Raw genomic sequence first — 12,515 nt, 5'->3', positions numbered from 1 at the left:
TGAAGCACCGGTCTGTCGGGTCGGCGGGTGCGCCGTGGAAACGGCGCTCCGCCGCCACGGCACATCCGCTGATGCCACGTCAATTCTTCAGGGTGGTGCGTCAGTTCTTCAGGTCGGCGACCCACTCGTCGACGGTCAGGACCGCAGCCTGGCGCGGGAAGACCTTCTCGGTCAGTACCCGGTGCACCTCGGGGTCGACGTCGGCACAGCCGTCGGACAGTACCGTCAGTCCGAAGTCCAGGTCGGCGGCCTGGCGGAGGGTGGAGAGCACCACGCCGCTGGTGGCGATACCGCTGAGCACGAGGTGCCGGATGTCGCCGGCGCGCAGCACCAGCTCCAGGTCGCTGCCGACGAAGGCGCTGACGCGCTTCTTGGTGACCACGGCCTCGCCGGGCAACGGGGCGGCATCCGGGTGGATGGCGGCGTTCGGGTCGTCCGGGGTGAAGGCGCCGGCCGGCAGTGCGGCGAAGGCCCGGTTGCGGGAGCTGACTTCGAGGTGGCCGTCGCGGAAGCCGATGACCACGTGGACCACCGGGATTCCGGCGGCGCGGGCGGCCTCGATCGCCGAGCGCAGCCGCGGGAGGTAGCCGGCGTCCTGGACCCGGGAGGTGATCCCCAGCTGGACGTCCATTACGAGGAGGGCGCTTGCTGACACTTTTCCTGTCCGTTCGTCGTCTCGGCCGGGGTGACCGGTCCGGTGGTGCGGTGTTCGCCGCGCAGTGCCGAGGCGAGCGCGCCGACCAGGGCCATCGCCGCGGCTGCGCCGAAGACGGTGGTCAGGCCGTGGTGGAAGGGCCCCGAGACCAGCTCGGGGAAGAACCGGTGGCCGGTGAGCGTCCGGACGCTGTCGGCCGGGAGGGTCTGCAACACGTCGCTGGGGCCCAGCAGATGGGCGACCGGATTGTTGCCGAGGAAGGTCGCGAACAGTGTGCTGACCGGCGGCAGTCCGGCCACCTGGTCGGCCGTGCCGGCAGGAACGCCCTGCGCCTGCAGGCCGCTGCTCATCGCCCGGGGCAGTGAGCCGGACAGTCCGGAGACCATCAGCGAGAAGAAGAGCCCGATCGACAGTGCGGTACCGGAGTTCTGGAAGGTCGACCGCATGCCGGAGGCCACCCCGCGCTGCCCGGCCGGGACACTGCCCATGATCGCCGAGGTGTTGGGGGCGGAGAACATCCCCTGGCCGAGCCCGCTGACGAACAGCAGAGCGGCGAAGGCCGGGTAGGAGAAGTCGACCGGCAGGGCGACCAGTCCGACGAACGAGCCGGCCACCAGCAGCAGCCCGGTGGTGGAGAACATCCGGGCACCGAAGCGGTCGGAGAGGTACCCGGAGGCCGGGCCGCCGATGAGGAAGCCGACGGTCAGCGGCAGCATGAAGATGCCGGCCCACAGCGGCGTGCGCTCGAAGTCGTAGCCGTGCAACGGCAGCCAGATGCCCTGCAACCAGATGATCAGCATGAACTGCATGCCGCCGCGGGCGATGGCGATCAACAGCGCCGCCAGGTTGCCTGCCGCGAAGGCACGGATGCGGAACAGCCCCAGCTGGAACATCGGTTCGGCGACGCGGGCCTCCGCCACGCAGAAGGTGACCAGCAGCGCCACCCCCGCGGCCAGCCCGCCGAGCACCCAGGGGCTGGTCCAGCCGGTGGAGCGGTCGCCGTACGGCTGGATGCCGTAGGTGACGGCCGCCAGCAGGGTACCCGCCCCGGCGGTGAAGGTCAGGTTGCCCACCCAGTCGATCCGCCCCGGCTTGCGGGTGCCGGTCTCCCGCAGGCTGCGGTAGGACCAGAAGGTGCCGACCACACCGAAGGGCACGCTGACCCAGAACACCGCCCGCCAGTCGACGGCCGCCAGCACGCCGCCTGCCAGCAGGCCCAGGAACATCCCGGCCAGGCCGGTGATCTGGTTGATGCCCAGTGCCATCCCGCGCTGCCGGGCCGGGAAGGCGTCGGTGAGGATGGCCGCCGAGTTGGCGGTGAGCATGGCGCCGCCGACCGCCTGCACCACCCGGAAACCGATCAGCCACAGGGCCCCGCCGCCGCCCTTCAGCGGATCGAGCGAGAGCGCCAGCGAGGCGCAGGCGAAGACCGCGAAGCCCAGGTTGTACATCCGGACCCGGCCAAACATGTCGCCGAGCCGGCCGAGGGCGACCACCAGTACGGCGGAGACGAGGGTGTAGCCCAGGATCATCCACAGCAGGTAGCCGATGTTGCCGGGGGCCAGCGGGTCGAGCCCGATGCCGCGGAAGACGGCCGGCAGGGAGATGATCACGATGGAGCCGTCGATGGTCGCGATCAGCACGCCCATGGTGGTGTTGGACAGCGCGACCCACTTGTAGCGGTCCGGGGAGGCGGGCTGCGCCTCGGGGGTGCCCAAAGACCCCGGGCCCGTGGATGTCACAGGTGCTCCGCGAGTCGTTCGAGCAGTGGCAGGGTGCCGAGCAGCTCGCGCTGCTCGGCCGGGGTGAGTGTGGCGCTGACGGCGTCGGCCAGCCGCTGCACGGACCTCGAGCGGCGGTCGGTGACGATCCGCCGGCCGGCCTCGCTCACCGAGATCAGCGACCGGCGTCCGTCGGTCGCGTCCTGACGGCGGGTCACCAGGCCACGCTCCTCGAGCCCGGCCAGGGTGGTGGCCATCGCCTGCGGGCGCACCCGCTCCAACTCGGCCAGGATCCCCGGTGAGATCGCGCCGTCCCGATCCAGCCGCGACAGTACGGACACCTCGGAGTGGGTGAGTTCGCCGACCGCGTGGGACTGGCGCACGCGGCGGGCGATGCGGCCGACGGCCAGCCGCAGCGCGGCGGCGACCTCGGCGGGGTCGATGTCGGCGACGACGTCGGTGGCGCTGTCGGTGGCGCTGTCCGTGCCGGTGTCGGTGGCGGCACCGGTGGCAGTGGCGTCGGCAGGGGTTGGGTTCTGCTGCTCCATGGATACTTACAGTAGCTTAATCAATCAGATGTAACTACTTTTTGGTGAAGGCCTGTCGGTGGCCGCGCGGCTGGACCGCTCGGGTACGGGGGATGCGATGCGGTGCGGTGAGGCGAGGTGAGGGTGCGATGCGGTGCCCTGTGCAGGTCGGCCCACGGACGCATCGCGCGGCCCGCTCCGGACGTCCTCCGGCTCTGCGGCAGATCCTCGGGAAGTCCTGTGCGCGGGGGTCCACCTGCTGGAGGCAGCAGGCACGCCCGCGAGATCGCGTCGCACAGCCCGGACGTGGCAGTGGCCCTCCGGCAGGAGTACCCGGCAGAGGGCCACGAGGTGTCGTGCGGGAGTTCAGCCTCGCGGATCGGCGCTGTCGGTCTCCGGGGGAGTGGGGTTGCCGTGCTTCTCCAGTACGTCCAGGGCTTCGCGCAGGTCCAGGTCCTTCTCGGTGGTCTCGGGGCCACTGGCCCGGCCGAGCCGGAAGTGGCCGTCGGGCGTGAGCACGACCTGGAGCGTCCAGTCGAGAAGGGACAGTCGCATCCCGCTGTCCGGCTCCCGGGCGACGTCCCATCCGTACAGGTCCGCTGTGGCGAGCAGGTAGTGGGCATCGGGGCCCAGGGGGGTGTCGGCCATGGTCCGATGGTCGCTGCAATCCCGGTCGGACGCCACCGGATCCCACCGCTCGCGAGCCGGAACCGACTGCTCGCGCACCGGAACAGGCCGCTCGCGCACCGGAACGGACCGTCCGTGAACGGGGTCCCGGCGCCCGCGAAGAGGAACAGGCAGGAGCCGGGATACCCCCATGAGGCCGAAAGCCCTCAGTCATACCGTGCGGGAATCGTGAACCTCGGCAGAATCGTGTGTGTGGCGGGCTCGGCCGCGCCGCAGTCGCCTATTCGAGAGGACCATCCCATGCCCGAGTTCCACCCGGAGCGCGATCATCTGATCGTCAAGCCGATCGGAGAGCCGACCGACCAGGACGCCGAGACGCGCAGGGGCGAGGTGATGGCAGTAGGACCCGGCAGGTCCCTGGAGAGCGGCAAGCCGCATCCGGTGGACGTCAAGGTCGGGGAGAAGGTCCTCTTCACCGGGTTCTCCGGAGCGGAGATCGAGGTGGACGGCGAGACGTACATCGAGATTCCCGAGCACGAGATCCTGGCGGTCTCCGCAGAGTAGGGGCCGGCGTACGGGACGTCGCCGACGAGCCCACCGCGACCGCCGGGAGGCGGAGCGCGCCTGCGGCGGTCCGGACGAGCCGGGTGACGACTCCCCAGCGACGGACAGGTCGTCGGGCCCCTTCACGGCGGCCCGCCGTCACCCGAACGACCGGAGGCCGGTGAGTGGCCGCCCGCACCGGCCCGGAGTTCGACCTGCCCGCCCGCCCGTCCATACCTGCCCGCCCGTCCGCACCAGCCCGCCCGTCCGCACCTGCCCGCCCGCACCGGCCCGGGTTCGGCTCCTCCGGGTGCGGCAAGCCCGAGCCGACGACACGGTGCTCCCGGAACAGCCGCTGAACCTGCTTCCCCCACCGACCACCCTGACCCCTTTGAGTTCTTGGAGATTCCCGTCATGACCGAGCAGCCGCAGGCCCAGATCGGCGTCACCGGATTGGCCGTGATGGGTCGCAACCTGGCCCGGAACTTCGCCCGTCACGGCTACCGGGTCGCCGTGCACAACCGCACAAAGGCGAAGACCACGGCACTGTTGGAGGAGTTCGGCCACGAGGGCGAGTTCGTGCCTGCCGAGAGCCCCGAGGAGTTCGTCGCGGCGCTGCAGCGCCCGCGCCTGATGGTGATCATGGTCAAGGCCGGAGCGCCGACCGACGCGGTCATCGACGAGCTCGTGCCGCTGCTCGACGAGGGTGACGTGGTGGTGGACGGCGGGAACGCGCACTTCCTCGACACCCGAAGGCGGGAGGCGGCCCTGCGGGAACGCGGACTGCACTTCGTCGGCAGCGGGATCTCCGGTGGCGAGCAGGGCGCACTGGAGGGACCGAGCATCATGCCCGGCGGCACGGTGGAGGCGTACCGGGTCCTGGGGCCGCTGCTGGAGACCATCGCGGCCCAGGTCGACGGCAAACCGTGCTGCACCCACGTCGGGCCCGACGGCGCCGGCCACTTCGTCAAGATGGTCCACAACGGCATCGAATACGCCGACATGCAGCTGATCGCTGAGGCGTACGACCTGCTGCGCCACGGCGCGGGCCTCCAACCGGCCGAGATCGCCCAGGTCTTCCGGACCTGGAACGGCGGGCGCCTCGAGTCCTACCTGATCGAGATCACCGCCGAGATCCTCGCCCACACCGACGCGGCGACCGGCCGGCCCTTCGTCGACGTCGTGCTGGACCAGGCCGAGCAGAAGGGCACCGGCCGCTGGACGGTCCAGAGCGCCCTGGAACTCGGGGTGCCCGTGAGCGGGATCGCCGAGGCGGTCTTCGCCCGGGCGCTCTCCGGCAGTGTGCCGCTCCGACAAGCGGGGCGAGGCCTGCCCGGCCCCTCCGAGACCTGGCTCGACAGCGCGGCGGCGGACCGCTTCGCCGACGATGTCGAGCAGGCCCTGTACGCGTCCAAGATGGTCGCCTACGCCCAGGGTTTCAACCAGATCCAGGTCGGCAGCGCCGAGTACTCCTGGCAGATCGATCCCGGCGAGATGGCCGCCATCTGGCGCGGTGGCTGCATCATCAGGGCCCGGTTCCTGGACCGGATCAAGGCCGCGTACGACGGGGACCGCGAGCGCCCCACGCTCCTGACCGACGATCACTTCCGCGAGGCGCTCGGCTCCGCGCAGTCGGCGTGGCGACGGGTGGTCTCGACGGCGGCCCAGCTGGGTGTGCCCGCGCCCGGCTTCGCGACCGCCCTCGCCTACTACGACAGCCTGCGGGCGGAGCGCCTTCCGGCCGCCCTGGTCCAGGGGCAGCGCGACTTCTTCGGCGCGCACACCTACCGGCGCGTCGACCGCGACGGGACCTTCCACACCCGCTGGGAGCAGGACGGCCGCCCGGAGGAACAGCGCTGACCCCCCATCGGTTCCAGCCCCGCGTGTGAAGCTCCCGCGAGCAGTTCCCGCGAGCAGTTCCCGCGAGGGCGGGCGGGGAACGGGCCGTCGGCCGGCTATCCCGAAGGGTGCCAACGCCCGTGCTGTCCAACGGTGTTGCCAGCGGCGAGCGGCGCGGCCCGGTGGTGCCCCTCGGAGGAGCTCCACCAAGGGGTGTAGGCCGTCCAGGCCGTTCGAGACTGTCGAGGCCGGCTGCCGGAGCGCCTCCGCTCGGTGGTCGGCCCCGCCCACTGCCGGTCACCGGGTGGGGGAGCGTAGGGTGCGACGGACAGGTCGACAGCTGGAGGGGACGCGTCATGACCGGTGGGAGTGCCGACGCAAGTGGCTCAGCCGTGCCGATGCTCAGTGGTGTTCGCAACTTCCGTGACGTCGGGGGGCTTCCCACGGCCGATGGCCGCTCGGTGCGGCACGGGCGACTGTTCCGCAGCGGACACCTCGCCCGGGCCACTCCCGACGACGTCTCGGCGCTGGTCGGGCTGGGCCTGCGGCTGGTGATCGATCTGCGGGGTGCGGCCGAACTGGACGTCGACCGCGCCGACGTCGCTGTCCCCGGTGCCTCGCGACTCACGCTCGCACTCACCGACCCGGCACAGGGCGCCAGGTTCTACCACCTGCTCCGGGAGGGCGACCTGGCCGCGCTGCGGGCCGAGCTCGACGGTGGCGGCGGCGAGGCCAGGATGATCGCCGCATACCGGGACCGGGTCCTCGGCCGCACCGAGGAGTTCGGTCGGATGCTGCACGCCCTGACCGAGCCCGGCGGGCTGCCCGCCCTGGTCCACTGCGCGGCCGGAAAGGACCGGTCGGGCTGGGCAGTCGCCGTCGTGCTGCTCGCGCTCGGCGTCCCGGAGGACGTCGTCATGGCCGACTACCTGCGCAGCAACGACCCCACCCAGGCCCACCGCTTCACCCGCGCCGACGGCACGGTCCCCGAACCCGGTTCGGAGCTCTGGTCGCTGCTCCGCCCGATCTTCGAGGCGCGCCCCGCGTACCTGCGCGCCGCCCTCACCGCGGTGCGCACCCACTGGGGAGGACCCGACCGCTACCTTCGTGAGGGCCTCGGCCTCAGCCCGGACCGCCGCGCCGCCCTGCGTGAACTCCTGCTCACCGAAGCCTGATCCGACAACGGATGCACGGCGGACCCCCGGTGGGCCCGCGACGACGGTCCGGCCCGTCGCGGGCCCACCGGGGAGTGGATCCCACGGTGCCGGGCGTCAGCCGATCGTGGCGCCGTACACGCTGAGCGCGGCGGTGACGGGCTGGAAGAAGGTCTCGCCGCCGCTGGTGCAGTCGCCGCTGCCGCCCGAGGTCAGGCCGAGCGCCTGGTCGCCGGCGAAGAGCGCGCCGCCGCTGTCGCCGGGTTCGGCGCAGACATCGGTGTCGATCAGTCCGGAGACCGAGCCCTCCTGGTAGTTGACCGTGGCGTCCAGGCCGGTCACGGTGCCGCCGTAGACGCCGGTGGTGCTTCCGCTGCGCTGCACGGACTGGCCGACGGTGGCGTCGCCGGCGCCGGTGATGGGCTGGGTGGTGCCGTCGTACAGGTCGACGGCACTGGTGTGGTCGGCGTTGGGGTCGGTGTAGCGGACCAGTGCGTAGTCGTTGCCGGGGAAGGTGGCAGCCTCCACCGAGCCGATCTCGCCACCGCCCTGGGAGTCCGACCAGCTCTGGAAGGCGACCCCGCAGTGACCTGCGGTCAGGAAGTACGGCTGCCCGTCCTTGACGACGTTGAAGCCGAGTGAGCAGCGTGCGCCGCTGGACCAGATGGCGTCACCACTTGCGACGAGCGGCCTGAACGTCCCGGTGGAGTGCCTGAGCCGGGCGGTGCCGCCCAGGGACGCGACCGTCTTCTCCAGCCGCTCCAGCTTCGTGCCGGTCACGGTGCGGTCCGCCGTGACCACCACCTGGTCGGTGCGCGGGTCGATCGACCAGGCGGTGCCCGGGATCCGTGCCCGCTGTCCCAGGGTCCGGGCCGAGCCGCGGAGTTCGGCCAGCGAGTGCGCGACCACGCGGGCCTGCGCTCCTGCCCGTTGCACCCGCTGGCCCGCCGACGCAGCAAGGACGTTGACGACGACTCTGCCGCTCGCGGCGTCGATATAGGTGCCTCCGGTGCCGTTCTCGCCCAGCTGCGAGCCGAGTTCGGCGGCGAGGCGCGCCGCGGCGGCCGCCGGGAGGCTCTTCGGAGTCGACACGGTCGGTTGCGCGGCCTGGGCCGACACCTGCGGCAGCAGGAGCGCGGCGGCGAGAACGGTGGCTCCGGCGGCCGTGAGAACGGCGCGGCGCCGGGTGGGCGGTGCGGTCCGTCGAGTACTCAACTCGGTTCCTCCTGTGGGGGCGGGCCCGGTCATGCGGGCCCGGAGGGCGCCGGTTGGGGGTGGCGCCCGGAGTCTTACCGCGTGCATGCCAAGCGGTGTCGCCGAGTATCCCGATGGCGTTCGGGCGGCCGCAAGGTGATGGCTCCGCCGCACTATCAGGATTCTCACAGCTTTGACGGTCGGCCCTGAACTACGGTCGTTCCAAGACGAGTTGACGTGAAGTGATGGCGACGGACGGCCAAGTGCGCAGCCCTTCCGCGCCGGGTGTCCGAGGTGGGTGTTCCGCGGTACGGGTTCCTGGCAGGTCCGGGAGGGCCACCAGGGTGCTCGGGCTCTGCCGTCGGTGCGTCGCCGCCGCCCGTCCGCCGCACCTGCGCCGGTCCGCCCACCTGCCGCACCTGCGCCGACCCGCCCACCCGCCGCACCTGCGCCGGCCCGCCTGTCTGCCCGTCGGGTGACCCGTCGGGTGGCCCGTCCGGTGGCCCGATCGGCCCCTCCGCCGGGATCCGGGGCACCTGGGCGGGTGCGCCCGGCAGGCCGCGCACGCGGTGGGGCAAGAGACTGCTGACAGGGGCGGCCCGCCGCTGCGGCACCGGTACGCGGTGAGGACCGCCCGTAGGCAGCGAAAGGTGCGTCCGTGTCCGGTTCTCCCGTGCTCGACGAAGGCGACGCCGTAGAACTCCTCGCCTACCTGGTGACGGCGGCCCGTACCCAGGTGGACGAGGCGGCCGAGTACGCGCCCATGCGCCTGCTGACCGCGGCCGGCCGACTGGCCGCCATGATCGAGCCCAGGGCCGGCGCCGGACTGCAGCCCCTCCTCGCGGACATCCGCCGGGGATTCTCCGAGACGACCGTCGGCGCCGGTGACCCCGAGGGCTACGTCGAACGCCTCGACGCGCTGTGCCGCTCGGTGGCCGAACACCTGGTCGTCTCCCTGGGACTCGACCGGGACCTCGACCAGGGCCTCGACCGGGACCTCGACCGGGACCTCGACCGGAACGGAACGGACTCGTGAACGACACCGTGCTCCGGGCGATCCGCACCCGTCGGGTGGTCAGGGTCCTGACGCCGGAGCCGGTCGACCACCGGCAGCTCACGGCCGTGCTCGACAGCGCCCGCTACGCGCCGCACGCCGGCAACCGGCGCCTGCACCGCTACGTCGCGGTCACCCGTCCGCCGCTCCTGCGGGCCCTGCGCATGGTCTCGCCCGGTATGCTCCAGCACCCGACGGCGGCGATCGTCGTCTGCGTCGACTGGCCACAGGTCCGGAGCTACGGGTTCCCCCCGGCCAACCCCGGCCCCTACATCGACGTGGGCACCGCCGCCGCCACCCTGCTGCTGGCGGCACACGGCATCGGCCTGGGAGCCGGGCCGGTCACCTCGTTCAGCCGTGCGGCGGTCGCCACGCTGCTCAATCTCGCAGACGGCGTACGCCCCGAGTTGATCGTCTGTCTCGGCCATCCGGCCGCCGAGCAACTGCCTCCCGTCCGGCGTCGGGGCGGTCCCGCCTGGGAGGACCTCATCCAGTGGGAACGGGGCTGACCCGGACCGGGTTGGAGCGGCCGCGCCTGTGGCGCCCACGAGCGGGCGGCCCGGTGCCGACACCGGTCCTGGAACGGGGTGGGCCGCTCGGTCCCGGTACGCCCACCGTGTGGTGGGCTCGTGCGGCTCGGCCGCGGTGGAAGGACTCCTCGGCTGGGGTGGGGGCGGTCGGGACGACGAACTCGGTGCAGTGGATCCGACGGCGAGAACGGTGATCGGCCGGGGCGTCCCGGCCCCGGCCGATCACCGCTCAACTCGGCTCCTGTCGCGTATCAATGACGGACGGTCCGGTGGCCGAGTCTGCTACTTGATGCCGAGGTTCTGCAGTTGGGCCAGTGCGTCGACCTGGGTGCGCTGCGGGACGCCGATCAGAACCTGGGGGGAGTCGATGTCCCCGCTCGGGCAGAAGCGGCCGTCCTTGACGGGAATGGGCAGGGTCAGGACGCCCCCGTTGCGGACCATGACGAGCAGGTTGCCGGTCGTGCAGCTCGCGTTCGGGGCGATCGGCGGGGAGGAGAGCCAGGTGACGGGCTGGTAGACCGAACGTCCCACCGGTACCACGGTGCCGTGCGCCCGGTCGGTGGAGAAGATGCCGTCGCCCAGGACGCCGGTGGTCAGCCTGGTGAACTCGCCGCTCGTGTGGTCGGTCCGCAGATCGGCGGGCCCGTACATCACGCAGTCCTGCGCCGAGGTGTTGGTGAGCTTGACGACGCCGCTCCACCGGGAACCGGCACTCTCGTGCAGGCCGATCATCTTGGGCGCGATGTCGCTCTCCAACTCGGAGTTGCCGCACAGCGCGACGTCCGCGCCGCTCGACTGCGCCGGCGAGCCTGCGGCAATGGCGGGGCCGCTGAAGGCGGTGAGGGTGAGGACGGTGCTCGCGGCGAGAGCCGCAGCGGTGAACAGGCGGCGGTGAGCCGACATGGTGAACTCCCTTGCTTGTCCGGCCTGTTGGATGCAAGCGACCGGATCTGCGGTTGTTGTTACTCCTTTACACGTGGCCCAGGTCCGCCCGGTCGCGCCTGTTGCAGTCCTGTGACAGACGGGTTGTGCCGGCAGGGGGAGGCGGAGGGAGGGCTCGCTCCCGACCGTACCGTTCGTACGGGTCGCGACAGCCGATGTCCCACTGAGGTCGGAGTAGTCATATCGGATGCTCGACTGAAAGCTGACTGTCGGTCAGTATCGAGGACGACGTCGCGATCCATCCCTGACTTCGACCTGCATCCGGCGGGGGTCCCACAGTCGCTGCTCGACGGACCGTCACCGGCCCTCCCGGAGGTCACCGTCCGGCTTCCCTGAGTTCCACCGCTGGGCTCGTGGCGGAGAGTCGGGCCGGGCGCAGCCCGTCAGGTGGGACCGGCGCCCACTCCTGTGGCCCCGGCCCGGCGTCTGCGGAGGGCGGTTCCCGGCCCGGTGCCGAGGAACGATGGCCGCGTCGGGTCAACGCCACCGCCAGACCGGTCGAGAACGAGCCCCGCCGGGTGGGCCTGCCCCGAAACGCAAGACAGCAGGGCCTCCCGCCACTCGTAGGGGATTCACACCCGCGAGTTGCCGAGAGGCCCTGCCTTCACGTCCGGACGATCTCAGGATCGTCCCGACCGGAACCGCCGTGCTACCACCGGGCGGTCTGCTCGGTACGACTCCAGCCACCGAGCGACTCTCCGGGACACGGGACGCGGGACACGCACGTCGTGACGGCGCTGGGTGGGCCGGGAGGCCCCGCCCGGCCGGTCCGGGCCGGTCCGGGCCGGCCGGGCGCGGACCGGCCGGCTCGACTGGTCAGGTGCCGAGGACCTGGGTCCAGAGGGTGCCGGAACCGGCTATGCCGGTCTGCGTCCAGCTGCAGTTCAGGATGGCGGCCCGGTGGGGAGCACTGCCCATCCAGCCGTCGAAGACGGCCTGTGAGCTGGTCGCACCGCTGGAGATGTTCTCACTGGTCGGGATGCTGGGGCTGAAGCCCGCGCGTGCGGCACGAGTTGCGATGTCGGACCCGTCGGAGCCGGTGTGCGAGAAGAAGTTGTTGTTGGCCATGTCCGTGCTGTGAACCTGGGCGGCCTGGGTGAGTTGCCCGTTCTCGTTCAGTGCCGGACAGCCCTGTTGGGCTCGTGCGGCGTTCTCCAGCGCCAGGATCTCGCCGCCGGAGGTCTGCGGCGCGAGGTTGGTCCCGGAGGGGGCGGCGCTCGCGCCGGTCGCACCGGCGAGCAGCAGCAGGGAGGCGGCGCAGGCGGCGGCGCACGCGCCGCGGATACGGTAATTTGTTGCATGCATGACATTACCTACATTCCGGCGTGGGTGAACTTGGACGCGCAGTCGTTCAGCGCACACGACGCGTGAGGTCAGGCCTGGGCCCGGCGGCACCACTCGCCGTACGCTGCGCGTCCGCATGGAATTGACGAGGCCGCGAGCGAGGCGGCGGCTCCACGCAGGACGTGCCGTCGCGAAGACCCCTGCTCGTTACCCGTGGCCAGCCCGCGGTGGCAGGCCATGGGGTACTGGCTGCCACCGTTCTGGGCAGTGGTGAGGTTCAGGGTGCTGGAGCGGACCTCTGGTGCCGCCGGTGACACGGACGCCGACGTCGTCGTCGAGGCGTGAGCGGAAACCCGTCCGCCGCGGCACCGGGCAGCACGTTGGGGAAGGCGAAGAGCGGCAGGCCGAGCTCGGAGAGAGTGGGGGCTGCAGCGCATGGCCTTGT

13 protein-coding genes are annotated in these 12,515 nt (G+C 71.8%); 6 read left to right on the top strand and 7 right to left on the bottom strand.

Translation table 11 applies throughout. The annotated features are described in order from the left end of the window. Positions 1-100: 100 nt before the first annotated feature. From ACFC1R_RS06465 to ACFC1R_RS06450, 4 genes are all read right to left on the bottom strand, one after another. Entirely contained in the window at positions 101-631 is a 531-nt protein-coding gene (locus tag ACFC1R_RS06465; RefSeq protein ID WP_375933670.1) for a cysteine hydrolase family protein, read from the bottom strand. After that, a complete protein-coding gene (locus ACFC1R_RS06460; protein WP_375933667.1) occupies positions 631-2,397 on the bottom strand; it encodes an MFS transporter in 1,767 nt (588 codons plus the stop codon). Before ACFC1R_RS06460 ends, ACFC1R_RS06465 begins: the two co-directional genes overlap by 1 nt. After that, positions 2,394-2,924 (bottom strand): MarR family winged helix-turn-helix transcriptional regulator, encoded by a 531-nt coding sequence (locus tag ACFC1R_RS06455; RefSeq protein WP_375933664.1) that lies wholly within the window; start codon positions 2,922-2,924, stop codon positions 2,394-2,396. Before ACFC1R_RS06455 ends, ACFC1R_RS06460 begins: the two co-directional genes overlap by 4 nt. Positions 2,925-3,269: 345 nt before the next feature. Further along, positions 3,270-3,551, bottom strand: coding sequence for a hypothetical protein (locus ACFC1R_RS06450; RefSeq protein ID WP_375933661.1), 282 nt, complete (start codon positions 3,549-3,551; stop codon positions 3,270-3,272). 279 nt (positions 3,552-3,830) lie between these two features. Between ACFC1R_RS06450 and ACFC1R_RS06445 the strand changes: the two genes are divergently transcribed. The 3 genes from ACFC1R_RS06445 (at position 3,831) to ACFC1R_RS06435 (ending at position 7,087) form a co-directional block, all read left to right on the top strand. Next, positions 3,831-4,094, top strand: a complete 264-nt coding sequence (locus ACFC1R_RS06445; RefSeq protein ID WP_375933658.1) for a hypothetical protein — start codon at positions 3,831-3,833, stop codon at positions 4,092-4,094. Between the two features lie 393 nt (positions 4,095-4,487). After that, complete coding sequence (gndA, locus tag ACFC1R_RS06440) at positions 4,488-5,933, top strand: NADP-dependent phosphogluconate dehydrogenase (RefSeq protein WP_375933654.1); 1,446 nt, start codon at positions 4,488-4,490, stop codon at positions 5,931-5,933. 377 nt (positions 5,934-6,310) lie between these two features. Next, complete coding sequence (locus ACFC1R_RS06435; RefSeq protein WP_375933651.1) at positions 6,311-7,087, top strand: tyrosine-protein phosphatase; 777 nt, start codon at positions 6,311-6,313, stop codon at positions 7,085-7,087. Positions 7,088-7,183: 96 nt separating this feature from the next. Here ACFC1R_RS06435 and ACFC1R_RS06430 read toward each other — a convergent pair whose 3' ends face one another. After that, positions 7,184-8,281, bottom strand: coding sequence for a S1 family peptidase (locus ACFC1R_RS06430; RefSeq protein ID WP_375933648.1), 1,098 nt, complete (start codon positions 8,279-8,281; stop codon positions 7,184-7,186). A gap of 637 nt (positions 8,282-8,918) precedes the next feature. Between ACFC1R_RS06430 and ACFC1R_RS06425 the strand changes: the two genes are divergently transcribed. Together ACFC1R_RS06425 and ACFC1R_RS06420 are read left to right on the top strand one after the other, a co-directional pair. Further along, positions 8,919-9,296, top strand: a complete 378-nt coding sequence (locus ACFC1R_RS06425) for a DUF6092 family protein (RefSeq protein ID WP_375933645.1) — start codon at positions 8,919-8,921, stop codon at positions 9,294-9,296. Next, on the top strand, positions 9,293-9,823 hold the full coding sequence (locus ACFC1R_RS06420; protein ID WP_375933642.1) for a nitroreductase family protein: 531 nt from the start codon (positions 9,293-9,295) through the stop codon (positions 9,821-9,823). Before ACFC1R_RS06425 ends, ACFC1R_RS06420 begins: the two co-directional genes overlap by 4 nt. 303 nt (positions 9,824-10,126) lie before the next feature. Here ACFC1R_RS06420 and ACFC1R_RS06415 read toward each other — a convergent pair whose 3' ends face one another. Beyond that, positions 10,127-10,747 carry a hypothetical protein gene (locus ACFC1R_RS06415; RefSeq protein ID WP_375933639.1) on the bottom strand — a complete coding sequence of 207 codons (621 nt, stop codon included), beginning with the start codon at positions 10,745-10,747 and terminating at the stop codon, positions 10,127-10,129. Positions 10,748-11,602: 855 nt separating this feature from the next. Beyond that, positions 11,603-12,091, bottom strand: a complete 489-nt coding sequence (locus tag ACFC1R_RS06410; protein WP_375933636.1) for a CAP domain-containing protein — start codon at positions 12,089-12,091, stop codon at positions 11,603-11,605. 192 nt (positions 12,092-12,283) lie between these two features. Here ACFC1R_RS06410 and ACFC1R_RS06405 point away from each other — a divergent pair, with 192 nt between their 5' ends. Then, entirely contained in the window at positions 12,284-12,415 is a 132-nt protein-coding gene (locus ACFC1R_RS06405; RefSeq protein ID WP_375933633.1) for a hypothetical protein, read from the top strand. Positions 12,416-12,515: the final 100 nt, after the last annotated feature.

It is taken from the genome of Kitasatospora sp. NPDC056138 (genome assembly GCF_042264695.1).
Taxonomy (GTDB): Bacteria; Actinomycetota; Actinomycetes; order Streptomycetales; family Streptomycetaceae; genus Kitasatospora.
The sequence above is the reverse complement of the archived record's forward strand: the minus strand, read 5'-3'. Positions and strand labels throughout refer to the sequence as shown.